The sequence below is a fragment of the Pedobacter sp. BG31 genome, assembly GCF_042464845.1.
GTDB lineage: Bacteria > Bacteroidota > Bacteroidia > Sphingobacteriales > Sphingobacteriaceae > Pedobacter > Pedobacter suwonensis.
Genome location: NZ_JBHNZK010000029.1, coordinates 1 through 24404, shown reverse-complemented (window position 1 = coordinate 24404; position 24404 = coordinate 1). Strand labels below are relative to the sequence as shown.

Genomic DNA, 24404 nt, shown 5'->3' with positions numbered 1-24404 from the left:
CACCGTTATGGAAGAACTATTTGATACTCATCCGGAAGACCTGAACCTGTCCGGCTACCGCTTGCAATACCTCGAAGTGCTTAACTGGGGAACCTTTAACCAGGTGCGCTGGCAGATCCAGCCCAACGGACAAAATGCCCTGCTGACAGGCGATATCGGTTCAGGAAAATCCACCCTCGTGGATGCCCTGACCTGCCTGCTCGTGCCGCACCATAAAATCATCTTCAATAAAGCCGCCGGTGCCGAAGGAAAAGAACGCAACCTGCTGAGCTACGTGCGAGGGGAATTTAAAAAAGAAAAGGAAGAAATCACCAAAACAGCAAAGAAGGTCTACCTTCGTCCGGATGATCATACCTATACCGTTATTATCGGGAATTTTTACAACCAGGGCTATAACGAACACATTTGCCTGGCTCAGTTTTTCTGGATCGGCAAAGAGGGAAAAGTAGAGAAGTTGCTCATCATCAGTACTACGCCTTTAACCATAAAGGAAGATTTTCAGCATTTCGGCGATATCAATGAGCTGAGGAAGAATCTCCGCAACACACCGGGCGTACAATTGTTCAACGATAATTTTTCTCAATACAGCGAGCATTTCCGCAGGCTTTTCGGCATGAACAGCGATAAAGCGATCGACTTGTTTTATCAGACCGTTTCCATGAAATCCGTCAGCAGCCTGACCGATTTTGTCCGTGAACAGATGCTGGAAAAAACCGATGTCAAAGAACAGATTGATGCCCTGCTCAAACGCTTCGACGACCTTAACAAAGCCCACGCCGCAGTGGTAAACACCCGCGAACAATATCATATCCTGAAGCCATTGGCCGAAGCCAGTGAAAATTACGACAAGGTTAGCCGGGAAATTGAAGACATAGAAGCCATGCTGGAAGTCATGCCGGTATGGTTTGCCGAAAAGAAATGGGAACTGTTGGAACAGGCGATCGATGAAACCGGCCACGAACTTGCAAAAGCAGAACAGCAGCAACGCACCATTACACAGGAACTGGAAGCCTGGGAAGAACGCCGGCAAACGATTATACAGGACATTGCCAACAATGGCGGAACACGGATTGAACAGATTGCCACAGAGATCAGGCGGCATGAACAGGACAAAGAAACCAAGCAAAAGGAATTTGACGATTATGAGCGCCTCGCTTTGCAGACCGGGTTGGCAAGCATAAAGCACGAAAAAGACTTTCAGAACAACATCAGTCGGGCCAATGAATTTATTGAAGACTGCGGCCGTTTAGAAGAAGAATTAAGGGAGCAGCGGGACAACCAGGTGACTGAACTGCGCAAACAGGAAGCAGAATTTCATCTGGAGCGAAAAGAATTGCAATCACTCAAAGAACGTAAAACCCAGATTCCGGCCTGGCTGGTGGCCTTTCGGTCGCAACTCTATGCTGATTTACAAATTGACGAAGAAGATTTGCCTTTCGCAGGGGAATTGCTGAAAGTGAACGAACAGGAAACCCAATGGGAAGGCGCTATCGAAAAGCTGCTCCACGATGCCGGCATCAGCTTACTCGTTCCCGGAAAGCATTACCGGAGCGTAAGCCATTACGTCAATAGCAATCCGTTAAAAGGTGCTGATGGAAGGGGTATCAAGCTTACTTATTTGGAAGCGGACTTGAATGGCAGTACCCGAATCCTTAAAGAATTGGATGAAGACAGCATAGCATACAAAATAGACATTAAACCTGAAACGCCCTTTTACGATTGGCTGGAAAGTTACCTGCAACGCAGCTTTGGCGATTATATTTGCACAGATGTTGATAGTTTACAACATATTCCTTTCGGTATCACGCGGCAAGGGCTGATCAAGAGTGGCCGCATCCGCCATACCAAAGACGACCGCAAAAGCATTGATGACCGGCGGAATTATGTATTGGGCTGGAGCAATGCCGAAAAAATAAAAGCACTGGAAACTTCGGTGGATAAGCTGGAACGGACGATTCATGAATTAAAAACCAGGCTAAAGAATATTGAAGAGAAAGGACAAAAAAACAGCGAACAGAAGCAACTGCTGGGGCTTTTGCTTTACGTAAAAGATTTTTCCCGCATTAACTGGCAGTATCATGTCTCCAAAATCTATGAACTGGAACAGGAGCGCAATCAGTTGCTGAATAACAATGATAAGCTTGTCCAGCTGCAACGTAACAAAAGTGAAGTGGATCAGCAGATTTCGGATGGAAAAACAAAAGAAAAACAGCTATCTCAAGACATTGGCGGTCTCAAAACAAAAATTCAGGGTTATCAGGAGCAGCAGCAAAATGCCATACAGCAAAAAGAACAATTAACACCTCACCTGAAAGAGAAATGGTATCCGCTGATTGACGAGAAACTGAGTGGTGTAAAAATCAACCTCAGGGGCATAGAAAATCGGCAGGAAGAATTCCGCAAGCAATTTCAGGGTGAAAATGGCGAATTGAAAAGGCTTCGCGGACGTCAGGCCGGTCATCGAACCCATATCGAGAAAAAGATGCGGGAAATTAAAGAACATTCCCGGGCCGAATACAGCGAAGTTACCGACAGCATCGACGCCCGTGCCGAATACATTAAAAAGTTCAGGCAACTGGAATCTGAAGATCTGAAACGGCACGAAGAGCGCTTCAAGAAAGAATTGAATAAAAACGTGATCAACAGCATTGCCGTGTTCGACAGCCAATTGCAGAAACATGAAAAAGATATCAAACAGAAAATCCGGATCATTAACGAACACCTTTCGGAAATTGTGTATAATGCCGTGCAGGATACCTACATCACCATTTTAATGGATGCCACTCCTAATAAAGAAGTACGGCTTTTCAGGGAAGAATTGAAAAAATGTTATATCCATTCCTTCAGCAGCCACAATGATCTGTATACGGAAGAAAAATACGAACAGGTGAAAAGGATCTTAGACCGTTTTGCCAGCATGGAAAATGCAGACCGCGACTGGACTTCAACCGTTACGGATGTGCGCCAGTGGTTCGAGTTCAACGCCAGCGAACGTTACCGCTTCGATGGTACGGAAAAAGAATTTTATGAAGGTTCAGGCGGAAAAAGCGGCGGGCAGAAGGAAAAACTGGCCTACACCATCCTGGCCAGTGCATTGGCCTATCAGTTTGGGCTGCAGTTCGGAGAGCGAAAAAGCAAAAGTTTCCGTTTTGTGGTGATTGATGAAGCCTTTGGCAGAGGCAGCGATGAAAGTACCCGTTACGGACTGGAGTTGTTTAAAAAACTTAACCTCCAACTGCTGATCGTTACGCCGCTGCAGAAAATCCATGTGATAGAAGGACATGTCAATTCCTTTCACTTTGTGAGCAACCGCGAGGGCAACAACTCGCAGGTGAGTAATTTCACCAAAGAAGAATATGAAAGCGAACGCGATAAACATAACGGAATTTTCAATAACACACCCGAAATATGATCAGTCCGGCAGAAATTAAAAAACAGGCGTTGAAATGGTGGAAGCCCTTGCTGCAAAGCCATATTATGGAAGAACCCTTTTTCCCGAAAATAATAGACCGTATCGGAAAAGTAAAATCGGGGCACATTACAGAACGGTTTGAAGTCCTGCAAAAGGAAATAGAAGAATTATACCGCTATTCGAAAAATCAAACCGGTAAAGGCTACCTCGTGCAGACCGCCGGTAGGAATTTCAGGCGGACAGGCAGCCATGAATTGCCGGATAGCGTAGTTTTTGAAACGATTGATGATTGTCTCTATTTTATTGGCTGTGCAAAGGAATGGCGACTATTTATAGACAATTATAAAACCATTATCGATACTATTCCGGGATTGAAAGACTGGACCTTGAACAATTGCTTATGGTTAACAAAAGGAGAAATCAGCTGGAAGGATGTGCTGAAGGTTTGCCGATATTTTATAGAGACACCCCGCCCCAATGTTTACCTGCGTCAGCTGCCCATCGAAATCCACACCAAATTTATTGAAGAAAACAATGCGCTGATTCAATCATTACTCGCTTTCCTGATTCCAGATCATGTGCGTTCAGCTCAACAAAAACGTTTCGCCGAGCGTTTCTTTTTGCGGTACGATGAGCCATTAGTCAGGCTCCGCTTCCTAGATGAAAACCCACATCCGGCTTTCAGATTCAGGGACATCAGCATTCCACTATCCGATTTCGAAGCCCTTGAACTGGCCGCAGAAAATATCCTGATCGCTGAGAACAAAATGAATTTTTTAACCCTACCGCTATTAGGATCCACCGTTGCCATCTGGAGCGGAGGAGGTTTTAATATTTCCTATCTAAAAAATGCTCCCTGGCTGTCGGACAAAAAGATCAGATATTGGGGCGATATCGATGAACATGGCTTTCAGATTCTGCATCAGCTACGGTCGTACCATCCGCATGCCCAAAGCGTCATGATGGACCGTACGACTTTTGAAACTTTCCACCACTATGCCGTAAGTGGTGCCAGAAATCAATCCCAAAATCTAAACCTCCTGACCAAAGAGGAGAACGATCTTTTGCAGTATTTAAAGGCTTTGGAAAAAAACAGGCTAGAACAGGAGAAAATTCCGCAGGTGTACGTGGATGGGTGTTTGAAGAACGTGATGGACATTGAAAGTAATTGATTTTTTCGGATTAAAAATCATCCGAATTTTTACCCGTTTTTAAAATGGACATTTTTTTTGATCCCGACCATGATTTTAGATTTTAGTTGGCCGTTTTGATGCAGAATTTTTGATCCAGAATAGCTGAAAGGGAAACCGTAATTTACCATGTTTGATCCTGATTAATTTTGAGCTGAGAATCTCAATAAGCTTAAATAATTTATGATAGTGATATATGTTTAAAAAAGTACTGATCGCAGAAGACGAAGATTTTATGAATGTCGCATTGAGGATGGCATTGGAAGACCTGGGCATTGTACAGGATAACCGCGATTATGTAGTGAACTGCGATTATGCCTATAGCCGGGTAAAAAAGGCCATCAGCGAAGCTAATCCCTATCAGTTGCTTATTGCGGATTTATCTTTTAAAGGAGATATTGAAAAAAGGGAAATTTCTTCCGGCTGGGAATTGATCCAGGCGGTTAAGCAAATACAACCGGCAATCAAAGTGATGGTTTTTTCGGCAGATGACCGTAAAAACATTGCCGACCGGCTCTTTAAAGATTACCAGATTGATGCCTATGTGCATAAATCTTTTGGCGCAGTTAATGCTTTTAAAACAGCAATAAAAGCCGTTAACGATGGTCAGAAATATTGCTCAGCCAATCTTCGCCGCTATCCGGGTGATGAAATTTTAGCTGAAATGACCGGGGAAGAAAAACTTATTTTAAAACTCACCACCGAAGGGGTAAAGCAAAAATCGATAGCAGCCCATTTCAAAAAAAAGGGAATGGCTTCCTCCAGCTTGAGCCATATCGAGAAAAAACTTAAAACCCTTCGGGAGAAATTAAATATCCCAACGACATTTTTGCTGGCCTGGCATTGCAGAGAAAGGGGTATCGTATGAATCTTTGCGACTTTTAAATCATATGAAGTCGATAAATTATCGTCCGCCTCAAACTAAAACGCACATAATCCTCATTTTATTTCATGATTACCCCTTGTAAAATGTTTATAATCAAGATAAAAGCTATTTATGCTGTAGTACTTATTGCTTAGTTTCTCCATATAAAATTTATCCGTAAGAAGCTTTAAATACCTTCAATAAAATGATTTTAATAAGGTATATTACCTTTTTTTAACCTCAAAATAACATGTTGAATTTGAGGTAACAAGAGTAAAATAATAATTACGAACAACACACCCGTAAGCATCAGATCATAATAATCTCTGGTGGCACGGGCCAGTATTTGATGACCTAACATTTGGTTAAAATAGCCTGTAGATAATGCTTTTGAAGTATAGATATCGTTACCTGCATGGAGATATTGATTTTGAATATTGAGCAGGGTAGCTGGCCATTGCGGATTGGTTTCGGTGAGTGCTTCCCGGATTTTTTCACGAACGCCTGATTTTGCGAATAATTGAAGTTCGTTATTCAGTGCCAGACTGGCTGTAAACCCTGTAAACCTGGCCAATATGCCTACAAGGGAGGCATTAATGGCAATTTTGGGAGGTGCTGATGAAGCGGTGAATGAAACAACAGGCACAAATAATACGCCGGTTGCTACACCATAAATAAACATAGGCAGGATAAAATCAATGGTTTCGCCCTGAACAGAAACAAATAATATCATATAAGCATAATAAATTGCCATTATGCCAAAGCCAACAATAATTATCCTGATTAAGTGGTAACCCATCAGGATAAACCTGGAAGTAACGAACATACTCAGTACGGTCCCTAAAATTACAGCCGTCCAGATAGGAATGGTGCTCAGTGGGTCATTTCCTAAAATGACTTCAAGGTAGCCGTAGGCAAGTCCGGTGCTTCCTTTAAAAATATAAAATGTAAAAAGTAGTACCAGCCCGGTTACAAAATTCTTTGCCCTGAAAATCTGTAAGTTGATTAATGGCCGTTTAAGCTTCAATGCCCTGATGATGAAAAGTGAAAGAATAAGAAGATCAGCTACACTGAGCGTGGTGATTAACGAACTGCCGAACCATCCTAATTGTCGCCCGTATACCAGGATGTATCCCATGATTAAGATAAAAGATACATAAAACAGGTAACCTGTCCAATCTACCTGATAAAGCGGAATCTTTTTGCTAAACCGCGCTTCACTGTTCATGGTGAGCAATACTGTAATGGTGAGCATGAGGATTAGGATCATCAATCCGTAGAATAGCCAGTTAAAATCAAAAAAATAAATGACCACGCTGGTAAAAACAGAATAAAAGGGAACGGCAATCTGTATGCTGCCATACAGCAGGCTAAACGCAATTACACGGGCGCGTACAGAAGGTAATCTTGGAAAAATAAGCTGTAGAACAATCCCTGACATTAATGCACAGGTAATTCCCTGAAAAAACTGGCAAACCACAAACAATGTCCAGTCTTTGAAGTAAAAACAGATCACAGCACATATTGCATTTACGGCAAGGGCGATCAGTAAATATTTCCTTGGTGCAACATATTTTACGATCCGGAAATCAAGTGCCAGGAAAGCAACGGTAGAACCATAAATCACCACCATGCCATATTGCACATCGGTAGGCTGTATCCCATAAAAACCCATTGCCGCAACCGGACTGCCATAAAAAGCGAAGCTAAACAGACAGGTCATCAGAATGGCAAATATGACAGATCTTGCGACCCATTCTGACACCCGCGATTTGAAAATTGATATTTTGTGTGCCTGCATCATTAATCTTTTAAAACGTAAACACTGGCATTCATTCCGGCAGAGAGTTTTGCTGATTTTTCAGGCGTATCAGTCAGTTTAATCCGTACAGGAATACGCTGGATGATTTTGACAAAATTACCGGTAGCATTATCTGGTGGAAGCAGGGAATAACGTGAACCCGTGGTTGGCGAAAGTGATTCGATGGTACCACTGAATTTTTCATTTGGAAAAGCATCAACCTCAATGGCTACCGCTTGCCCGGTTTTGAAGTTGCTGATCTGTGTTTCTTTAAAATTTGCAACCACCCATTTTTCTTCAGCTTTGTTCAGCAAAAAAGCTAATGTTTGCCCGGGTTGTATCAGTTGACCTTCCTGAATGGTTTTTTTACCAATTTGTCCATCAAAAGGTGCAGTGACAACTGTATATCGAATGTCCAGCTCCTGTCTTTGAAGAAGTGTTTCTTTTATTTTTATCTCTGCCTGTATAGCATGATGCTGCGCTTTAAAATCATGAAGTTTAGATTGTGCTACCTGTAAAGATGCTTTGGCCTGATCATAATCTGACTGTGCAATGGTTAAGGAAGTACTGATGTTATCAAATTTTTGTTGTGTGGCAGATTCATCTGCCAGTAGGTTTTGATAACGGTTAAATTCTTTTTGCTGTTGGTTCAATCTGGCCTGAGCCCCTGCCAATTGTGCTTTTATAACCTCCATACTTTTAAGCTGCGTTTCTTTGTTGGCAGCCAATATGGGTAATTTGGCGTGCGCACTCATGAGTTCTGCTGATGCAGCATCTCTTTTCAGTCCATACTCGTCCGGCTCAATAACTACAAGTGTATCGCCTTTTTTAACCAGCTGATTGTCCCTGTAATATATTTTGCTGATATAGCCACCCACTTTTGCGTTTATTGGTGAGAGATAAGCATCTACCTGTGCATCAGTGGTCTGCTCATAGCGATATCCCTTTAAGAAATAGGTAGCCACCCAAATTATCATCCCTGTGAATAATGTAATTGCCAGCCATTTGGTAAGGCTTACAACCATTTTATCTGTTTTATTTTTGTTCATTATATTTTGATTAAAGAATGCCTGCGATGGCCAATAATTTGATATGGGTTACTTTTACGTTTGTTTGAGCTGTTGTCAGGTTGAATTTTGCTTCCAGTAAAGCGTTTTCTGCTTCCAAAAGATCGGTGAGGAGTGATTCCTGATTTAAGTAGCTGCTCCTGATGACGCGAAGGGCTTCAGTGGTTCTGATGATATTTTGTTCTGCTGTTTCCACGCGCTCCAGGGCCTGTTGTTGCTGTAAATAAGCTTCTTTTACCTGAAGGGAGATTTCATCCTTCTTTATTTTTGCTTTTTCTTTAGCCTGGTTGCTGATAACCCGGGCATGGGCAAGGGTATGTTTGCTTTTGTACAGCTGATCAATAGCATACTGTACTTTAATGCCTGTCTGACCAAATCCCCACAAGTTATTCGAATACGGATAGAAGGAAATCTGCGGGTAAGTATATGTGTAACCGGAGTATAAGGCCACTTTGGGCAATAGGGTAGCTTTCACTTGCTTTACGTTGAGTTCGCTCCATTTGATATCACTATTAACTATCTTGTATTCAGGAGATTTGTTAAAAGCAATGTTTATATAATCGTTGTAGCCACCATCTGCTATGGCGTTTAATTGTATTGCATCTTCGTATCTGATGGCCAGCGCAGTATTATGTTCATGTCCCATCAGGATATTAAGGCTTTGTTTAGCGATTTCGATCTTTTTGCCAACATCGGAAAGACTGAGTTGCAGTTGAGACAATTTTACGGAGGTTCTTAGTACATCACTCTTGAGTACCGTACCGTTTTTGTGCAGACTTTCTATCCATCTCAATTGCTTTTGTTCTGCTTCAATCTCTGCATGAAGAAAATGATAGAAATGCAAAAATTTATAGAGATCAAAATAAGCAACTGCTACACGATATTTTACGCTATGCTTTTGCAGATCCAGTTCATATTGTTTCCGTGTCTCTTCTTCCTTTTTCAGGGTGATGTTCCTTTTATCTTGGCCACCACTGTATAGGTTAAAGTTCAGGTGGTAACCTGCTCCGTATCCATAGCCTTTTACGGGCACATCCTGTGGTGAAGAGAATAATCCATTGTCGTAAATCAGAAATCTGGAATTAAGTTTTACGTCTCCACCAACCGAAAGTTCCGGGAGCAAACGGTCTTTGGCTTCCAATATTTCTATTTTACTTTGCTGATAATTTAGGTCAGCCAGTTTCAGCTGCCGGTTGTTCGTTTCAGCCACTTTCCATATTTCTTCCAAACTTAAAGCCTGTACTTTTTCTGCATGCTGGGCGTAAACAGAGGATGCAGATAACAGCAGCAGCAGGCCCAAAATCGGAGCTGTTTTATATTGTTTCATTGGTTTTGTTTTTATAAATGATTGGTTTCTTTCTTTTTTCCAGCCATTGTTTCAGCAGCTTTTTCAACTCATCAAAAGCAAAGCTTAAATCTATCATTGACATGAAGGGACCTGAATAGGTAGAATGCGGCCAGGAGATGCTGCTTTTATCGTTTTCATCATCTTTATAAGGTAATTGATGTTCAGATTTTTTGGCTTGCGATTGCGCCTTAAAATCTTTCACAGGTGTTATGATGCGATGTTCCATAATGATTTTTCTAAACGTAACACAGCAAAATTACCCAACACCTTAGGCTATCCTTATATATAATCAGCCTAATATTTGTTATATTCGGCCACATGAAAATTCTGAGTGAATTAATCAGGATGGTAGATCAAAACCCTGATTCCATCGTGGTGATGAGACAACAGACGGAACAGCGTTTGCCTGCTCACCAGCATCATAAGACTCAATTGTTATTGGTTTATGGCGGGATTGCTTATTTGCAGACAGCCGAAAAGGATTTTTATATTCCGTCAAATCATTACATCTGGATACCCAAAAATTATCCTCACAACCTGATGTTTAATACACAGGATCTGTACATTGTCAATATATACTTTCCTGAAAAAAAAGCAGTAGGTTTTTATGACGAACTGGGCATTTATCCGGTGAGTAAGCTTCTTGCAGAAATGCTTTCATTTAGTGAGAGATGGCAAGGCGACTATTTTAAAGGCTCATGGGAATTTGAATTTTTAATAACGCTGAAGGGCGTATTATCAAAGGAAAATCTTAAAAAATTCTCCATCCAGCTTCCTACTACAGACGATAAACGGCTAAATGCCATTATCGAAAGCTTTAGAAACCGGTTAAATGAAAACTTAAGTTTAGCTATTATTGCCCGGCAATCGGGAATGAGTGTGCGTAGCCTGACCAGATTATTTCAAACGAAATTGCATATTACTTTTGTTCAATACTTAAAGATGCTGCGGATTATCCGGGCGATGGAACTGATAAAAGATACAGATTTGAACATGACGGAGATTGCCTATGAAATTGGCTATTCGAATATTGCAGCGTTTAGCAATAATTTTCAGCAACTGACCAATATGAGACCGACTGAATTTAAAGCCAAATAAGAAGTAGGGCTACGGTTTTCCTGGCTACAAGCAAACCCTAAAATAGCAAATCTAATTTTTATTGGTGCGATCTAAAATTAAGTGGCCTGTTGGCGATGTTATGCAATATGATCCTGAAATGGCGTAATACTGATTTCGATCATCAGCTTTTCAAAAAAGAAATAGAAACCAAACGTATTCCTGATTTTCTTAGGTTCGCTTTCAAATGATAAGTTGGCTTCTGTCTTTAACTTTTCATAGATCTCCCAAACGGCTAGCTCATTTTTCTGATAAAATCCGATGTGGAAGTTGTCAGGATAGGTAGGGACATTTTCCTTATGGTTTAATTCCTGTCCCCAAATAACCAGTGCAAAATGATTGCCGTTTTCCAGAACGGCCATTTTGCTGTTTCGATTGACGATTAAACTAAAACCTAAATGTTTTATAAATAAATTTACGGCATTGTTAACGTCTTTTACAACGAGGTTGATGTGATTCAGATTCATTTTATTCGTGTATTAATTACAGAACAAAATTACTTTTCCGGCATCAGGCTCAATTGGATAAATCGGTCGTTTTCGTTTTTATTTAAGATAACCGGTTTAACCCCGGCAAACTTTTTCACTTCCCTTATAAAATGCGACTGGTCTGCATAATCGAGTTGCGGATAAAAATCACCGTTTTTCAATTGCTTCAGCGAATTTGAGAACCGGATGATATTAAGATATGACTTCAGGGTTATTCCAAACCATTTATTAAAATAACGGTTCATCTGTCTGCTGCTCCAGTAAATTTTTTCTTGCAGCGCTTTTACCGTAATTTCTCCTCTGGCTTCATAAATTGATTCGAACAATTTGATTTTCCTGTCGTCAATATCTTCCTGCAACAGAGAAGAAACGATATTGACTGCTTTTTTTTGAAACGTTTGAAAGTCGTCCAGGTCATCCTTTGAAAATCCCCAATAACCAGCGGGTAGTATCTTTCTTGTATTTTGCAGCTCAGCAAAAGATGCTTTAAAAACATATTCGGCTGCAATGGGATAAAAGCTGATGGCAAACATAGTGGATTTTGGAAAGGGCGGTTTAACCACCGGCTTGGAGCAGATTCCGGAAATAAATAGCTCAAAGTTTCCATTTTTATCTGAAAAAAGAAATAAGTCTATTTTCCCATCCGGAACAACAATACCTGCATTTTCTTCGTCAGAGTGGTTTTTTACCATCCAGATGCTTTCTACAAAGGATTGCAGCGTTTCATCGGGTTTCAGACAGAGGTATGCTAATTTATTTCTGTGCGGGCTCATCTATGATCATTCGAATACAAAACTATGAATTTATTTGAAGAGGCTTTGTGATAATTTATCTGTTTTATTTTATTTTCGGGCTGGTTTATCCTTATCTTTGCGCCGAAATGTTGAACAGGTTTGTTGCCATATCTTTATTATTTGCACTGATCGGATCCAATTTTTCGCGTTTTTTTATCTATGCCGGTTTCGAAGTAAACCAGAAATATATAACAGAGAAACTATGCGAGAACAGGAACCGTCCGTGGATGCACTGTAATGGCAAATGCTTTCTGATGAAGAAATTGAAGCAGGCCGAAGAAAAGGAGAAAAAACAGGAGAGGGAAAACCAGCGAAGCCATTACATGGAAGCGTTGCCTGCCGTTGCCTCGTCCTTTACCTTTAAACGCTCAACTGTTAAAATGATCTATCCGGAACGACCAGTGCTTGGTACCATGCACCGTGCCTTTTCTATATTCCAGCCGCCAAAAGCCTTAAGTCTTCAGGCTTAAACCCAATTGTTTTATCTTTTTTTGCCGGGTGCATTCAGGAATTTTCTGATTGCCTTGCTTGTGTATCATGCTAATCCATCGTTGCCATTTTTTTGGCCAGCGCTGGCGTTTAGGCCTGTATTTTATTTTCGGGATCATCTCCCTCAAAATCCAGATTACAAACCCATACATTAAGGGCATGCGATAGGTATGCCTCAACGAATTATATTTAAAAAAAATGAAAAAATTTTTAACGATCATATCATTATCTGCAATTTTATTTGCTTCATGTTCAAAAGATGAGTTAGTTGCAGTTGCTGATGGTGCCGGAAAAACTACCGTTACCTTCGATGCTACATTCAATGGCAGTGATTTTGCATTGAACAAAGACTTCACCCTGGGTACCAAAACCTTTAATTTTACAAAGTTCAGGTACTGGGTGAGCAACGTAGCGCTGGTAAATGCAGCAGGTGAGGAAGTGAAGGTTCCGGGATCTTATTATTTATTGGAGGAAACAGGTACTATAAATCTTATCGGATTAAATAACGATAATGCCGGAACCATCTATCCGGCAACAAAACGCGAAGACGTAGTTTTAAAAGAAATTCCTGCTGGTGATTACAAAGCCATTAAGTTCGGCGTTGGTGTGGACCAGAAATATAACGATAATATGAGCCTTCAGTCGGGTGAGCTTTCTCAGTTGAACGGGATGACCAATGTATCATGGATGTGGCTGACCAGCTATATCTTTACCTCGGCTACAGGAACCGTTAAAGAAGGTACTACCAGCAAAACGCTTAAAGTAGAAACAGGCTTAAACGCCAATTATAAAATGGTGGCATTGAATCTTCCACAAAGCATTAAAATCGGTTCTTCAAAATCAGCAAACATTGTTATTAACGTAGATCTTTCAAAAGCATTTGACGGTATTGATGTGATGGCTACGCCAACTGTCGGCGCATCGCAGGCTGCTGTGATGAGTGCTGTAGCCGCCAATTACGGTGGTAAAGTTTTTTCGGTTAAGTCTGCAAACTAACCGGCATGAACGGCAAATATGCAGTCCTGCATCTTTCTGCCCTGATGCTGCTATCGGGCACGTTTATATCTTGTAAAAAGGAAAACGGTCCGATTGAAAATCTCCCGGCACCTACACCAGCCAGACTGGAAGTGCCGGGTAATTTTCCAATGGTAGCAGAAAATGCGGACAATCCGCTTACTTTTGAAGGAATTGAGCTGGGGAGGATACTATTTTATGACGCAAGGTTATCAGGGAACAACAAGCTTTCCTGTGCGTCCTGCCATAGGCAGGATATTGCCTTTTCCGACGCAACCGTATTGACCAATATCGGGGTGTCGGCCAAGCCTCTTCATCGCCATACCCCAACACTGTTTAACCTGGCATGGGCAAAAAGCGGCCTTTTTTGGGACGGTGGCTCAAAGAATCTCGAATCGCAGGCTTTAGGGCCATTGACCAGCGAGGATGAAATGCATCAGGATCTTTATGAGCTTGAAAGGGAACTTAAAGCGGTACCGGATTACGTTAAAAGGTTTAAACTGGTGTTTAACAGGGAAATCACTTCAACAGATGTGATCAAAGCATTGGCACAGTTTCAAAGGACACTGATTTCTGCAGGCTCAAGATATGATCTTTACGTTAGGAAAGTGCCTGGGGCGACCTTGAGCAACCAGGAACTACAGGGACTTGCGCTGGTACATGCAAAATGCGGGAGCTGCCACGAGGGTGAACTTTTTACCGACGACAGCTATCACAATAACGGAATTGATGCTGCTTTTCCAGCCGACCTGGAAGGAATTTACCAGGGAAGGTACCGCGTGAGCTTTGATTTGGCTGATATGGGCAAATTCAAAACGCCTTCATTGAGGAACGTGATGCTCACCGCTCCGTATATGCATGACGGACGATTCAGTAACCTGGACCAGGTGTTAGATCACTATCGTTCAGGAATCACCTATTCAGCAACTGTAGATCGGGCCCTGTATCAAAACAATGGCAATTTGGGTATTCCGATCTCACAGGCAGAAAAAGCGGCCATAAAAGCTTTCCTATCCGCCCTTACGGATGATGCTTTCACCAAAAATAAAAAATTCAGTAATCCTAATTAATTAATGATGGAAAAATTTAATAAAAAATATAATCAGTTAATTTTGCTCCTGGCCTGTTTTTCAATACTGGCCTCCTGTAAAAAAGGTGATGAACCCGCTCCGGAATTTGTGGAGACCAATCTGGCGCCTTTTTCGGTAGAGTTTGATAACATCATCGGCGACCGCACGCTTACCTTCAATAATACCGCTGCACCTTATACCAACGCAGCCGGCGAAAAGTTTACCGTTTCCATGCTGCAGTATTTCATCAGCAACATTAAGGTGGCTACCGCAGATGGAAAAGAATACGCGGTAAAACAGGATAGCAGTTATTTTCTGATCAGATCATCAGACAAAGCTACCCGTTTTGCAAAAGTACGTGTGCCTGAGGGCGATTATACCAGGCTTACTTTTACTTTAGGCGTAGATAGCCTGAGAAGTACGATGGGTATTGATAAGCGTAAAGGAGTACTTGACCCGGCAGCCAATGGCGATCATGATAGCGGAGGCATGTACTGGGGCTGGAACTCCGGTTACATATTTTTCCGCTTTGAAGGCAATTCTGGTGTAATCTCCGACGATGTAAACGGAGACCCGACCGGGAAGAAACAGTTCAAGTATCATATTGGCGGCTTTGGCGGTTATTCGGCACCAACAATCAACAATATCAAGACCATCACCGTCGACCTGACCACTGCAGGTATTGCCAAAGTGAGAAAGGACAGGCAGAGTAACGTTCACCTTTTTGTAGATGCGATGAAGGTTTTTAATGGGCCTAATGGTTTTAGTATCGCCGCTCATCCCAATGTGATGTTCAGCGATTATAGCGTAAACATTGCAAAAAACCTGACCAGCATGTTCAGACACGACCACACCGAAAACTAGGCATGATGAATAAAAAACAGATATTGATTATTTTTTCGCTATGCCTTTTTGTTTACGCCTGCAAGAAGAGCGATATGGTGCAAGATCAGGTGGAGGCCTTTCTGGGATTCCAGCAACCGGCCAATTTTCCGGAGCCGGTTTATAACCTTTCTGCCAACCCGGTAAGCAAGGCAGGCTTTGAGCTGGGGCGAAGCCTTTTTTATGAAGCCAGGCTTTCCAGAAACAATACGGTAAGCTGCGGCTCCTGCCATATCCAGTCTTCTGCTTTTACGCAGCACGGGCATGATGTGAGCCATGGCATAGATGACCGCCTGGGTACCCGGAACTCTCCGCCAATTATGAACCTGGCCTGGAACAAGGCTTTTATGTGGGGCGGAGGCATTTTTGACCTGGACCTGCAGCCTGTCGCGCCCATCACCAACCACGAAGAAATGGATGAAAGCGTTGAGAATGTGATGGCAAAGCTGCGCCTGCTTCCAAAGTATACTACCCTGTTCAAAAACGCTTTTGGCAGTGAGGAAATCACCACCGCAAGGATGATGAAAGCACTATCGCAGTTTATGGTGATGTGCATCAGCAGCAATTCTAAATACGATAAAGTAATGAGAAAGGAAGCGGGTGCATCCTTTACTGTGCAGGAGCAGCAAGGTTATCTTTTGTTTAAAGAGAAATGTGCTTCTTGCCACAGCGAGCCTTTGTTCACCAATGGATCTTTTCATAACAACGGACTTTCCTTGAGTCCTATTAACGACCAGGGATTATATACCGCTACGCTGATGGCAACAGACAGGTACAAGTTTAAGGTACCATCACTCCGAAACCTGAAATATACAGCGCCTTACATGCACGACGGCAGGTTTTTAACGCTTGACGGCGTACTGGAACATTATAATTCGCAGGTGCAGGACCTGCCAAACCTGGATCCTATCCTAAAGAATGGGGCTAGATTGGGCATTGCCTTAACTGATGATGACAAGGGTAAACTCCTGGCATTTTTAGGTACACTGAACGATGAGACTTTTATAAATAATCCGGCCCTGGCCGAACAATAACAATTAGCATGAGCATAAAAAAAACAGTCATATGGATCTTTCTGATGGTGCTTACATTCCCCTCGCTCGCCTGCGATATCTGTGGCTGTGGGGTAGGAAGTTACTATATCGGGATCCTGCCCGAATATAACAAGCGGTTTTTAGGACTGCGCTATCAGTACAAATCCCTGCACACCCACCTCGGGCCGCAAGGGGAGCGCACGCCGCTGACCGCAGACGAGACCTACCAGAGCGCTGAGCTTTGGGGCGGATGGAACTTTGGAAAGAAATTCCGCGTTTTAGCATTTGTCCCTTATAACTTCAACCAGCGTAAAAGCCAGGAAGCAAATGGTACGAAGAACGGAATGGGTGATATTGCGGTGATGGGATACTATAACCTGTTCAACCATACTGGTACCCTGGGCGAAAAACTGCTCGTCCAGTCGCTTTGGGTGGGGGCAGGGATCAAGGTGCCTACCGGAAAATATGAACCTGCCGAGCGCCTGGCCGTTCAGGAATCGCCCAACAACTTCCAGCTGGGCACAGCAAGTACCGATTTTACAGTAAATGCCGCTTATGACATCCGCTATAACGACCTTGGACTGAACCTGAATGCCAACTATAAAATAAATACCGAAAACAAATATGCATACCGTTACGGCAATAAGTTTACCGCAAACGCGCTGGTGTACTATAAGTTCCGCATCGCCCATACCGTAACCGTAGCGCCAAATGCAGGGCTACTCTATGAGACTGCGGACAAGGATGTGGAGAACAAAAAATATATGGTTGACGTGTCTGGCGGCTATTCACTCTCAGCTGTTGCAGGCGTAGAGGTTGCCATGAAAGGACTCTCGGTAGGCGCCAATTACCAGAACGTCAGATCGCAGGATCTGGCGGGCGGAAGGGCATATGCCGGAAACCGCCTGATGGTACACATGAGTATTCCGTTTTAAATACACAATCTAAAATTCAAGTTATGGATATTAAAAATTTAATCAAAAAAAGTTTAGGTGCCTTAGGCGCATTTACCTTCTGTGCAGCAATGACCATTGGCTGTAAAAGTGAACCCGATTATAAAACCGTACGGCAGGAAGTGATGGATCTTCATGATAAGGTAATGGGAGACGGGGAAAAAGCAGTGAAAAACAGAATGGTGCTGGATACCCTTTCCAAAGTAAGATTAAAGGAGCTTAAGCAGGCAAAGCCCGATCTTGATACCACGGAGGAAAAAAATAAAATCAACTTATTGATTGCAAAGCTGAACAAGGCAGATGATAACATGATGGACTGGATGCATGATTTCCAGCCAGATATTGAGGGAAAGAGTAATGAAGCGGCGGTAAAGTATTTTCAGGGTGAGATGATCAGGATCAAAAAGCTTGATGGTGAATACAAAAAGGCGCTGGATGAATCGGATGCTTACCTGAAAAAGTTTAACCTGAAACCTGCTTCAGCAGCGGCTGAACATGACCACAGTAAACATTAATTTAAAAAGCGGAGCGATGAAAAAGGAAACTTTAAAATGCCTGCTGCTGCTTGCAGTGGTAGGCATAATCTGCTCGTGCGGGCAAACCGCGCGCAGATTGCCGCTGATACCGGATGGGGTGAAGCAGACCATGGTAGATGGAAAACCCGTGATTGATACGGTTTACAAAACCATACCGCATTTCAGCTTTTTAAACCAGGATAGCATCATGGTGACCAATAAAGATTTCGACGGCAAAATCTATGTGGCGGATTTCTTTTTTACTTCCTGCCCAACCATTTGCCCCATCATGCACCGCAACCTTTTAAAGGTGTATGAAAAATATAAGGGCAATCCGGAGGTGATGTTTTTATCCCACACGATTGATTACCGTTATGATATTCCGTCAAGGCTGAAGGCCTACCGTACCAGGCTTGGGGCAGCAGGTAAACAATGGCAGTTTGTATGGGGAGCTAAGGACCTTGTTTACGCCATGGCCCAAAAGGATTACCTGGTTTCGGTCACCGAAGACAAGGCCGCTCAGGGAGGTTATGTGCACCAGGGTTATCTGGTGCTGATTGATAAGCACCGGAGGGTGCGCGAAGCGTATGATGGAACGAAGCAAGATCAGGTAGAAAAGCTTATGGCAGACATGGATATTCTTTTGAATGAAAAATAACTCATCGAAGCTTGAGCAACAAAAAATAAAAAACATGAAAAAAATAATATATATGCTGGGGGTGGTACTGCTAATGAGTATCTCTGCTGCAAAAGCAAATGAAAAGATTATTGTCATTACGCTGCAAACAGACACGCTGAAAAAGGATGCTACCGATCCGGTGTGCAAAATGAAAGTAAAAGCGGGCCATACCAGAACAGCCATATATGAAAAAACGGTGTACGGATTTTGCTCGGAAGGCTGCAAAAAGAAATTTGTAGCAGAACCCAAAAAATATATCAGGAAATAAAATAATGAAAAAAATATTTGTCATCGCCCTTGGTATTATCCTTTTTTCCCTGAACCTTAAGGCGCAGGAAAACTTTGATAAATGGCCTGCATTAGGGAATTTTCACACCGTCATTTCACAGACCTTTCACCCGGCAGAAGAAGGAAACCTCTCTCCGGTAAAGAAGCGCGCTGGTGAGCTCTTGAAAAAAGCAGTATTGCTGCACAAATCCGATATACCAGCCGAATTTTCGAGGCCTGGAATCATACCGGCTGTCCATAAGCTGTATTTGGAAAGCGCAGCGCTGGATAAACTCATTAAGCGTAAGTCTGATGATAAATTGATTTTAGCCCAGCTTAAACAGGTGCATGACTGTTTCCACACAATTGTTGGGATTTGTAGTGACAAAAAAGATTAGATGAAAAGGATAGTGACTACAGGCTTATGTTTTTTAGCCTTAACGGCAGCAGTGAATGCCCAGCAAAAAACAAAGGTAAAAAAGGACACCGTGAACGCTGCACCGGATACATCGGCACAGGTGCTCGATGAGGTCAGGATCAGCTCGCGCTATTACCGCAGGTATAACCTGAACAAGTCTTCAGCTGCGCTAAAACTGAGTACCCCGCTATTGCAGCTGCCGCAGAACATTCAGGAGATTGATCAGCGCCTCATTGAAGACCAGCAGGCCATCACCATTAACGAAAGCGTAACTCGAAACGTGAGCGGGGCATTGCGAAACAATAACGCAGACCTGTACAATTCTTCGGTATTTATGCGTGGGGCGCAGATTAGCCCGATGCGTAACGGCCTGGATTTATCCATGATCTATGCAGGTCCCAGCACTGAGGATGCAGCCATTATTGGCCGCGTAGAATTTATCAAAGGTCCATCAAGTTATATCAATGGTTTATTCGACCCTGCCGGATCCTATAACGTACTCACTAAACAGCCTACCGGCACAGAAAACCATCAGATTAGTTTTACTACAGGAAGCTTTAACCTGTACCGCCTAAGCGCAGATCTGGATGGGAACCTCGATAAGAAGGGAAAGTGGCAGTACCGTTTAAATGCTGTCGGGCAAAAGTCCAAATCCTTCCAGAGGTATAATTTCAATGATAAGTTTGTGGTAGATCCTGTCATCAGGTACAATATAAACGATCATTCTTATGTTTCTGCTGAGTATCTTTTCCAGGACCAGCGTTACCAGCAGTATTTCTCAACAGTATTTGCACCCAATGGATTTGCAAGTCTGCCTACAGACTTTACCATAAACGATCCAAATAAGGCGCCATTTAAATCCATAGAGCACAATGGCTTTTTAAGCTACCACCATTCTTTTAATAAAAACTGGCATTTGACAATAAATAGCGCCTATGCCAGGGATCACCTGGAAGGTACCTACTTCTTTGTTTCCCGCTACAATGCTGCACAGCCCAACCTGATTATGCGCAGGGCAACTTACGAGCGCTTAAATACCGGTGTACTGGCCATCCAGCCCTACATAAGCGGTGAATTTTCTACCGGTAGTGTCCGTCACCAGTTGCTGGGCGGGGTAGATGTTAACCGTAAAAAGTTCATCTCTTATTCCGGATCTGGTGATCCAACCGCCAACCAGACCCTTTATCCCTTGGATGCAAACAATCCCGTTTACGGCATTTCTTTTGATGCCAACGTGAGAGCGGGCTCATTATCAGCTATCGCGACCGATCAGCAATCCATTTCTTATCAGGCTGCTTATGTACAGGACGAACTTGGGCTGTTTGAAAATAAATTAAGGGTGACTTTAGGAGCAAGGCTAACTTTTAGCAAAACCGGCGTACAAAAAAGCCCCGCAAAAACCAGTTTGGGCGAGACCAAAAATACTGCCTTTACGCCAAAATTGGGATTGAGCTATTCGCTAATGCCTGATTTTTCAGTGTATGCACTCTATGACCAGACCTTTACCCCGCAGAGCGGCGTAAATACCACCAGCGGCGAAGCATTTAAGCCATTAAGGGGTGAGAATATGGAAGCAGGCCTTAAAAAAGACTGGATGGGCGGAAAATGGAATACAACTGTGTCCATTTACCGGATTATCCGTGATAATGTTAAAGTGACTGATCCTTCCACCAATATCCAGACACAGCTCGGCCAAACCACCTCAAAAGGGATAGAGTTTGACCTTAAGGGGGAGATTGTTAAAGGCCTTAATGCAGTAATCAATTATGCCTATACCGACAGTCACATTTCGAAAGATGAAAATCCGGCCAGGCTGGGACTCACCACGCCTTTTACGGTGAAGCATATCCAGAATACCTGGCTGCATTACCTGTTGCCGGTTGAGAAAGTGCGGGGCTTATCCATATCAGCAGGCTACCAGCTGCAGGTGGGCAGGGCAGGCCGCTATGAACTCCAAAAACTATCCCTTGCCCCGGTGTTCAGGTTAGATGGTGGTATAGGCTGGTCGCATGGCCACTTCAGCATAAACGGAATGGTAAACAATATCCTGAACAGGTTTAATTACGGAAGCGCCTGGATTACACCATCTTCAGCAACCATTGGCGCCTATGCCTATGTACCTTATCCGCCGAGGGAATTCAGGTTAAATGTTGGCTATAAATTTTAATATTTAGGAAAATGATGGATTGGAAGAAACGTTTAACAAAGATATCCTTTAAGCTCCACGGATGGATAGGCCTTGCAGCAGGGATATTCTTTTTGCTTTATGGAATAAGCGGTTCGCTGCTGGTTTTCAGGCATGAGCTTGAGCGCTATTTTAATCCTGAGCTCCACCGTCTTGTTCCCGCAGCAAAAAAGCTCTCTGCCGATGAGCTTTACCGGATGGTGCTGCATAGCCATCCAAATCTAAAAAAACTCGTCCTGCACGATTTTCCCAGAGACAGGTATGACAGTTATGAGTTTATGCTCTACAAAAGACAGCAAAAAGTATCCGATAACTACCTGTATTATGTTTTCGTAAATCCCTATAACGGAAAGATCCTCAGAGAAGGCGGGTATGATCAGTTTTCGCCATCCTTGCTGCGCTGGGTTTATACACTTCACTATAGTCTGCAGCTGGGTATTCCGGGCATGCTGATCAGCGGGATACTCGGTCTGGTGATGCTGCTATCGCTCATTACCGGCACGGTAATTTACCGGAAACATTTCTGGAAAGCCTTGCGCTTCAGGGCAGGACTGAACTTTAAAAGTTATCGAACGGGCATCTCCTCCCTGCACCGCATTATCGGCGTTTGGGCATTGCTGTTTAATATCATACTGTTTTTTACTGGCTTCTGGATGCTTAGGGAGTATTTCAGCCCTGCCATGTGGGTGCTTCCAAAGCAGCAGGCAAACTATGAAGTCCCTGCAAATATCGATCACCTGGTGGCCCTGGCCTGTAAAACTATTCCAGGCTTTGTTCCAATCGCGGTAAATATTCCAACGGTGAAAGGTGCTGACATTTTATTGCGTGGCCAAATGCCCCAAACCAGCAATGTGCTGCTGAAGGGCAAGGCCAGCGGCATTACCTTCGATGCGCAGACCGGCAAAATGAAAGATAAAAAGGTAATTGATGAGCAGGGGTTATCTGAACGGCTTGAGCATATGGCTTACGAACTTCATGCGGGTGCTTTTGGCGGTGATATCTTAAAATGGATATATGTGCTGTTTGGCCTCACACCGGGTTTCTTATCCATAAGCGGGGCACTGCTCTGGCTAAAACGAAAAAAAATATAGGCCATAAGCACCGTTAAAACCTCATCTACTCTTCTCTCAGGATTAATGCCGGTTGTTTCATCCTGTCCGGCTGTTCCGGCGAAGAAAAAAATTGCCCTACCCTGGAAAAAAAAGCATTTTAAAAACAGAATGGTGGTTTATTTCGTTATTTTATACTTTTTTCTTTGCCTTTGGCATGGACCTGATCTTCTTTGTGACCAAAAACCTGATTGATTTCCATGCCCTGATTTCGGTTATCAGCAAAGATAGCTTGCTTTGCCAAGACTGGTCGCAACCAGAATAAATGCGCATTGGGTAAAATATAACCCAACCTGTAAATCTTATACGAATGATAGATTAATACGTGATTTTACATTTGAAACTCCAATTCTATCCTAATAACCTGAGTTCGATGAATCAAAATGCGAAAATCTGAGATGATTGTTTAGTTTGATAATTAATAGCTGGCTTTTTAGGAAAGAACGAGTACGCGATTAGGCTGCTATAATATTTGAGACAAAATTAGCGAATAACCTATGTCTTGAATGTTCTATCTGGCATATGTTTTTAAGCTCATCATTAACGGTTTCTATCACAGACCTTTTACGGAGCATAATTTTGCCGTTCATGGTCATCAGTCTATTTTTTATATTGTTCCTGATACTGGTAGCCAAATGTATATCGGTGAAGAACAGTATTTTGACTAACTGTTCGGGTATATACCTTTTTTCGGCGAAAAGCTTTCCGAACACAGCTTTTAAAAAGCGTTCGTTCTTCAGTGGCTCCCTCTCGTCCACATTGGCCTGGATGATGGCAAAATTTAATATCTCTCCCCTGTCATTGATTATAATGTTCAGCTTAAATCCATAGAACCAGCCCATTGTGGATTTTTCCACCTCCGCTATCCCCTTAAATACCTTGTTTCTTTTTATACGCTTGTTGTTGCAGACCCGAATGGGGTGGAACCTACAAATGAAATACCAGTACAGCGGCCCAGACAGCAGGTTTTCAGAGAGATCGTCATGGACATGAGCAGGCTCTGGCTGAGTTCAACAAAGCGGTTACAGGACACAGTATTCGGTAATTCGAATTGCATATGCTTTTGGATATAAAACAGATAGAAGTGTTTAAAACACCTGAACCCGCTCAGATGGAAGAACAGACAGATAGAGATTACTTCACTCTTAGACATGGCTGCAGGAGCTTGGAGGGCTTGCCCAAAAGAAAAGGGCTTGTGGTTTGATCAAAATCTTTGCAAAACTCATCTACAAGACAAAAAATATCACTAATTTTAACGTAGTCGATCATTAGTTTGTATGTTTAAATATTTGAATGTCATATGCTTAAATACAGGCATAATTACTTTGGTTGGTTAATTTTTTTCTAACAATTATAAATCGAACTCAGGTTAATAAGATAGCCTCAATGGGAAATACAGAAGAGATTATAAGACACTTTTTTGAACAACTTGCAGTATATTTATTCTTTCAAGTCTTTGCCGAGAATTTGAAAGTTGATGAATTTTTTTGGTCTGCCCCTAAATGGTCGCCTCTTCCGCTGTAGATCCCTGCGTGAGGATGCCTAGGCAAACGGCCATCCGCGTTGAATAAAAATTATTATTTGAATTAGTCAAAACTTAATCTGACAGTTACAATAAATTAAACAACGTAACAGAGATTAGTATTATGACTACACAAGCAAAGATCATTAAGAACAAACTAGGTATCCTTGAGCTTGCTCAGCATTT

General features: G+C 42.6%; 24 protein-coding genes. 16 read left to right on the top strand and 8 right to left on the bottom strand.

The features are described 5' to 3' along the window. Positions 1–7: 7 nt before the first annotated feature. The 3 genes from ACFE6N_RS22240 (at position 8) to ACFE6N_RS22230 (ending at position 5470) form a co-directional block, all read left to right on the top strand. A complete protein-coding gene (locus ACFE6N_RS22240) occupies positions 8–3412 on the top strand; it encodes an ATP-binding protein (protein ID WP_378940053.1) in 3405 nt (1134 codons plus the stop codon). Beyond that, positions 3409–4584, top strand: coding sequence for a Wadjet anti-phage system protein JetD domain-containing protein (locus ACFE6N_RS22235; RefSeq protein ID WP_378940052.1), 1176 nt, complete (start codon positions 3409–3411; stop codon positions 4582–4584). The genes ACFE6N_RS22240 and ACFE6N_RS22235 overlap by 4 nt, the downstream gene beginning before the upstream one ends. 214 nt (positions 4585–4798) lie before the next feature. Beyond that, entirely contained in the window at positions 4799–5470 is a 672-nt protein-coding gene (locus ACFE6N_RS22230) for a response regulator transcription factor (RefSeq protein ID WP_378940051.1), read from the top strand. A 208-nt stretch (positions 5471–5678) separates the two neighbouring features. Here the strand turns inward: ACFE6N_RS22230 and ACFE6N_RS22225 are convergent, their stop codons facing one another. The 4 genes from ACFE6N_RS22225 to ACFE6N_RS22210 form a co-directional block, all read right to left on the bottom strand. Further along, complete coding sequence (locus ACFE6N_RS22225; protein ID WP_378940050.1) at positions 5679–7190, bottom strand: MFS transporter; 1512 nt, start codon at positions 7188–7190, stop codon at positions 5679–5681. Between the two features lie 80 nt (positions 7191–7270). Then, positions 7271–8317, bottom strand: a complete 1047-nt coding sequence (locus ACFE6N_RS22220; protein ID WP_378940049.1) for an HlyD family secretion protein — start codon at positions 8315–8317, stop codon at positions 7271–7273. A gap of 10 nt (positions 8318–8327) precedes the next feature. Next, positions 8328–9662, bottom strand: a complete 1335-nt coding sequence (locus ACFE6N_RS22215) for a TolC family protein (protein ID WP_378940048.1) — start codon at positions 9660–9662, stop codon at positions 8328–8330. Next, entirely contained in the window at positions 9649–9909 is a 261-nt protein-coding gene (locus tag ACFE6N_RS22210; protein ID WP_378940047.1) for a hypothetical protein, read from the bottom strand. Before ACFE6N_RS22210 ends, ACFE6N_RS22215 begins: the two co-directional genes overlap by 14 nt. Before the next feature lie 92 nt (positions 9910–10001). On the opposite strand from ACFE6N_RS22210, the gene ACFE6N_RS22205 reads away from it, so the two are divergent. After that, positions 10002–10781 (top strand): helix-turn-helix domain-containing protein, encoded by a 780-nt coding sequence (locus tag ACFE6N_RS22205; protein WP_378940046.1) that lies wholly within the window; start codon positions 10002–10004, stop codon positions 10779–10781. 98 nt (positions 10782–10879) lie between these two features. Here the strand turns inward: ACFE6N_RS22205 and ACFE6N_RS22200 are convergent, their stop codons facing one another. Then, on the bottom strand, positions 10880–11266 hold the full coding sequence (locus ACFE6N_RS22200; protein WP_378940045.1) for a VOC family protein: 387 nt from the start codon (positions 11264–11266) through the stop codon (positions 10880–10882). A gap of 29 nt (positions 11267–11295) precedes the next feature. Further along, on the bottom strand, positions 11296–12060 hold the full coding sequence (locus ACFE6N_RS22195) for a DUF6597 domain-containing transcriptional factor (protein ID WP_378940044.1): 765 nt from the start codon (positions 12058–12060) through the stop codon (positions 11296–11298). Between the two features lie 107 nt (positions 12061–12167). Here ACFE6N_RS22195 and ACFE6N_RS22190 point away from each other — a divergent pair, with 107 nt between their 5' ends. From ACFE6N_RS22190 to ACFE6N_RS22135, 12 genes are all read left to right on the top strand, one after another. After that, complete coding sequence (locus ACFE6N_RS22190; protein WP_378940043.1) at positions 12168–12551, top strand: hypothetical protein; 384 nt, start codon at positions 12168–12170, stop codon at positions 12549–12551. 217 nt (positions 12552–12768) lie between these two features. After that, a complete protein-coding gene (locus tag ACFE6N_RS22185; protein ID WP_378940042.1) occupies positions 12769–13566 on the top strand; it encodes an MbnP family protein in 798 nt (265 codons plus the stop codon). 5 nt (positions 13567–13571) lie between these two features. Beyond that, positions 13572–14654 carry a cytochrome-c peroxidase gene (locus tag ACFE6N_RS22180; protein ID WP_378940041.1) on the top strand — a complete coding sequence of 361 codons (1083 nt, stop codon included), beginning with the start codon at positions 13572–13574 and terminating at the stop codon, positions 14652–14654. Between the two features lie 3 nt (positions 14655–14657). Beyond that, positions 14658–15518, top strand: a complete 861-nt coding sequence (locus ACFE6N_RS22175; RefSeq protein WP_378940040.1) for an MbnP family protein — start codon at positions 14658–14660, stop codon at positions 15516–15518. 2 nt (positions 15519–15520) lie between these two features. Continuing rightward, positions 15521–16570, top strand: coding sequence for a cytochrome-c peroxidase (locus tag ACFE6N_RS22170; RefSeq protein ID WP_378940039.1), 1050 nt, complete (start codon positions 15521–15523; stop codon positions 16568–16570). Positions 16571–16614: 44 nt separating this feature from the next. Beyond that, positions 16615–17505, top strand: coding sequence for a transporter (locus ACFE6N_RS22165; RefSeq protein ID WP_378940072.1), 891 nt, complete (start codon positions 16615–16617; stop codon positions 17503–17505). Between the two features lie 23 nt (positions 17506–17528). After that, positions 17529–18038, top strand: coding sequence for a hypothetical protein (locus ACFE6N_RS22160; protein WP_378940038.1), 510 nt, complete (start codon positions 17529–17531; stop codon positions 18036–18038). A gap of 16 nt (positions 18039–18054) precedes the next feature. Next, positions 18055–18696, top strand: coding sequence for an SCO family protein (locus ACFE6N_RS22155; RefSeq protein ID WP_378940037.1), 642 nt, complete (start codon positions 18055–18057; stop codon positions 18694–18696). Positions 18697–18730: 34 nt separating this feature from the next. Beyond that, positions 18731–18985 (top strand): YHS domain-containing protein, encoded by a 255-nt coding sequence (locus tag ACFE6N_RS22150; RefSeq protein WP_378940036.1) that lies wholly within the window; start codon positions 18731–18733, stop codon positions 18983–18985. Between the two features lie 4 nt (positions 18986–18989). Then, positions 18990–19382, top strand: a complete 393-nt coding sequence (locus tag ACFE6N_RS22145) for a hypothetical protein (protein WP_378940035.1) — start codon at positions 18990–18992, stop codon at positions 19380–19382. After that, positions 19383–21569 (top strand): TonB-dependent siderophore receptor, encoded by a 2187-nt coding sequence (locus ACFE6N_RS22140; protein WP_378940034.1) that lies wholly within the window; start codon positions 19383–19385, stop codon positions 21567–21569. 11 nt (positions 21570–21580) lie between these two features. Then, positions 21581–22678 (top strand): PepSY-associated TM helix domain-containing protein, encoded by a 1098-nt coding sequence (locus ACFE6N_RS22135; protein ID WP_378940033.1) that lies wholly within the window; start codon positions 21581–21583, stop codon positions 22676–22678. A gap of 145 nt (positions 22679–22823) precedes the next feature. On the opposite strand, the gene ACFE6N_RS22130 is transcribed toward ACFE6N_RS22135, so the two are convergent. Together ACFE6N_RS22130 and ACFE6N_RS22125 are read right to left on the bottom strand one after the other, a co-directional pair. Beyond that, a complete protein-coding gene (locus ACFE6N_RS22130; RefSeq protein WP_378940032.1) occupies positions 22824–22988 on the bottom strand; it encodes a hypothetical protein in 165 nt (54 codons plus the stop codon). Positions 22989–23151: 163 nt separating this feature from the next. After that, entirely contained in the window at positions 23152–23562 is a 411-nt protein-coding gene (locus ACFE6N_RS22125) for a transposase (RefSeq protein WP_378940071.1), read from the bottom strand. Between the last annotated feature and the right edge of the window lie 842 nt (positions 23563–24404).

Excerpts from the sequence above, each read along its gene's own strand:
- ACFE6N_RS22240 (WP_378940053.1), top strand. The coding sequence starts at position 8 with ATGGAAGAACTATTTGATACTCATCCGGAAGACCTGAACCTGTCCGGC.
- ACFE6N_RS22235 (WP_378940052.1), top strand. The coding sequence starts at position 3,409 with ATGATCAGTCCGGCAGAAATTAAAAAACAGGCGTTGAAATGGTGGAAG.
- ACFE6N_RS22230 (WP_378940051.1), top strand. The coding sequence starts at position 4,799 with ATGTTTAAAAAAGTACTGATCGCAGAAGACGAAGATTTTATGAATGTC.
- ACFE6N_RS22225 (WP_378940050.1), bottom strand. The coding sequence starts at position 7,190 with ATGACCTGTCTGTTTAGCTTCGCTTTTTATGGCAGTCCGGTTGCGGCA.
- ACFE6N_RS22220 (WP_378940049.1), bottom strand. The coding sequence starts at position 8,317 with ATGAACAAAAATAAAACAGATAAAATGGTTGTAAGCCTTACCAAATGG.
- ACFE6N_RS22215 (WP_378940048.1), bottom strand. The coding sequence starts at position 9,662 with ATGAAACAATATAAAACAGCTCCGATTTTGGGCCTGCTGCTGCTGTTA.
- ACFE6N_RS22210 (WP_378940047.1), bottom strand. The coding sequence starts at position 9,909 with ATGGAACATCGCATCATAACACCTGTGAAAGATTTTAAGGCGCAATCG.
- ACFE6N_RS22205 (WP_378940046.1), top strand. The coding sequence starts at position 10,002 with ATGAAAATTCTGAGTGAATTAATCAGGATGGTAGATCAAAACCCTGAT.
- ACFE6N_RS22200 (WP_378940045.1), bottom strand. The coding sequence starts at position 11,266 with ATGAATCTGAATCACATCAACCTCGTTGTAAAAGACGTTAACAATGCC.
- ACFE6N_RS22195 (WP_378940044.1), bottom strand. The coding sequence starts at position 12,060 with ATGAGCCCGCACAGAAATAAATTAGCATACCTCTGTCTGAAACCCGAT.
- ACFE6N_RS22190 (WP_378940043.1), top strand. The coding sequence starts at position 12,168 with ATGTTGAACAGGTTTGTTGCCATATCTTTATTATTTGCACTGATCGGA.
- ACFE6N_RS22185 (WP_378940042.1), top strand. The coding sequence starts at position 12,769 with ATGAAAAAATTTTTAACGATCATATCATTATCTGCAATTTTATTTGCT.
- ACFE6N_RS22180 (WP_378940041.1), top strand. The coding sequence starts at position 13,572 with ATGAACGGCAAATATGCAGTCCTGCATCTTTCTGCCCTGATGCTGCTA.
- ACFE6N_RS22175 (WP_378940040.1), top strand. The coding sequence starts at position 14,658 with ATGATGGAAAAATTTAATAAAAAATATAATCAGTTAATTTTGCTCCTG.
- ACFE6N_RS22170 (WP_378940039.1), top strand. The coding sequence starts at position 15,521 with ATGATGAATAAAAAACAGATATTGATTATTTTTTCGCTATGCCTTTTT.
- ACFE6N_RS22165 (WP_378940072.1), top strand. The coding sequence starts at position 16,615 with ATGGTGCTTACATTCCCCTCGCTCGCCTGCGATATCTGTGGCTGTGGG.
- ACFE6N_RS22160 (WP_378940038.1), top strand. The coding sequence starts at position 17,529 with ATGGATATTAAAAATTTAATCAAAAAAAGTTTAGGTGCCTTAGGCGCA.
- ACFE6N_RS22155 (WP_378940037.1), top strand. The coding sequence starts at position 18,055 with ATGAAAAAGGAAACTTTAAAATGCCTGCTGCTGCTTGCAGTGGTAGGC.
- ACFE6N_RS22150 (WP_378940036.1), top strand. The coding sequence starts at position 18,731 with ATGAAAAAAATAATATATATGCTGGGGGTGGTACTGCTAATGAGTATC.
- ACFE6N_RS22145 (WP_378940035.1), top strand. The coding sequence starts at position 18,990 with ATGAAAAAAATATTTGTCATCGCCCTTGGTATTATCCTTTTTTCCCTG.
- ACFE6N_RS22140 (WP_378940034.1), top strand. The coding sequence starts at position 19,383 with ATGAAAAGGATAGTGACTACAGGCTTATGTTTTTTAGCCTTAACGGCA.
- ACFE6N_RS22135 (WP_378940033.1), top strand. The coding sequence starts at position 21,581 with ATGATGGATTGGAAGAAACGTTTAACAAAGATATCCTTTAAGCTCCAC.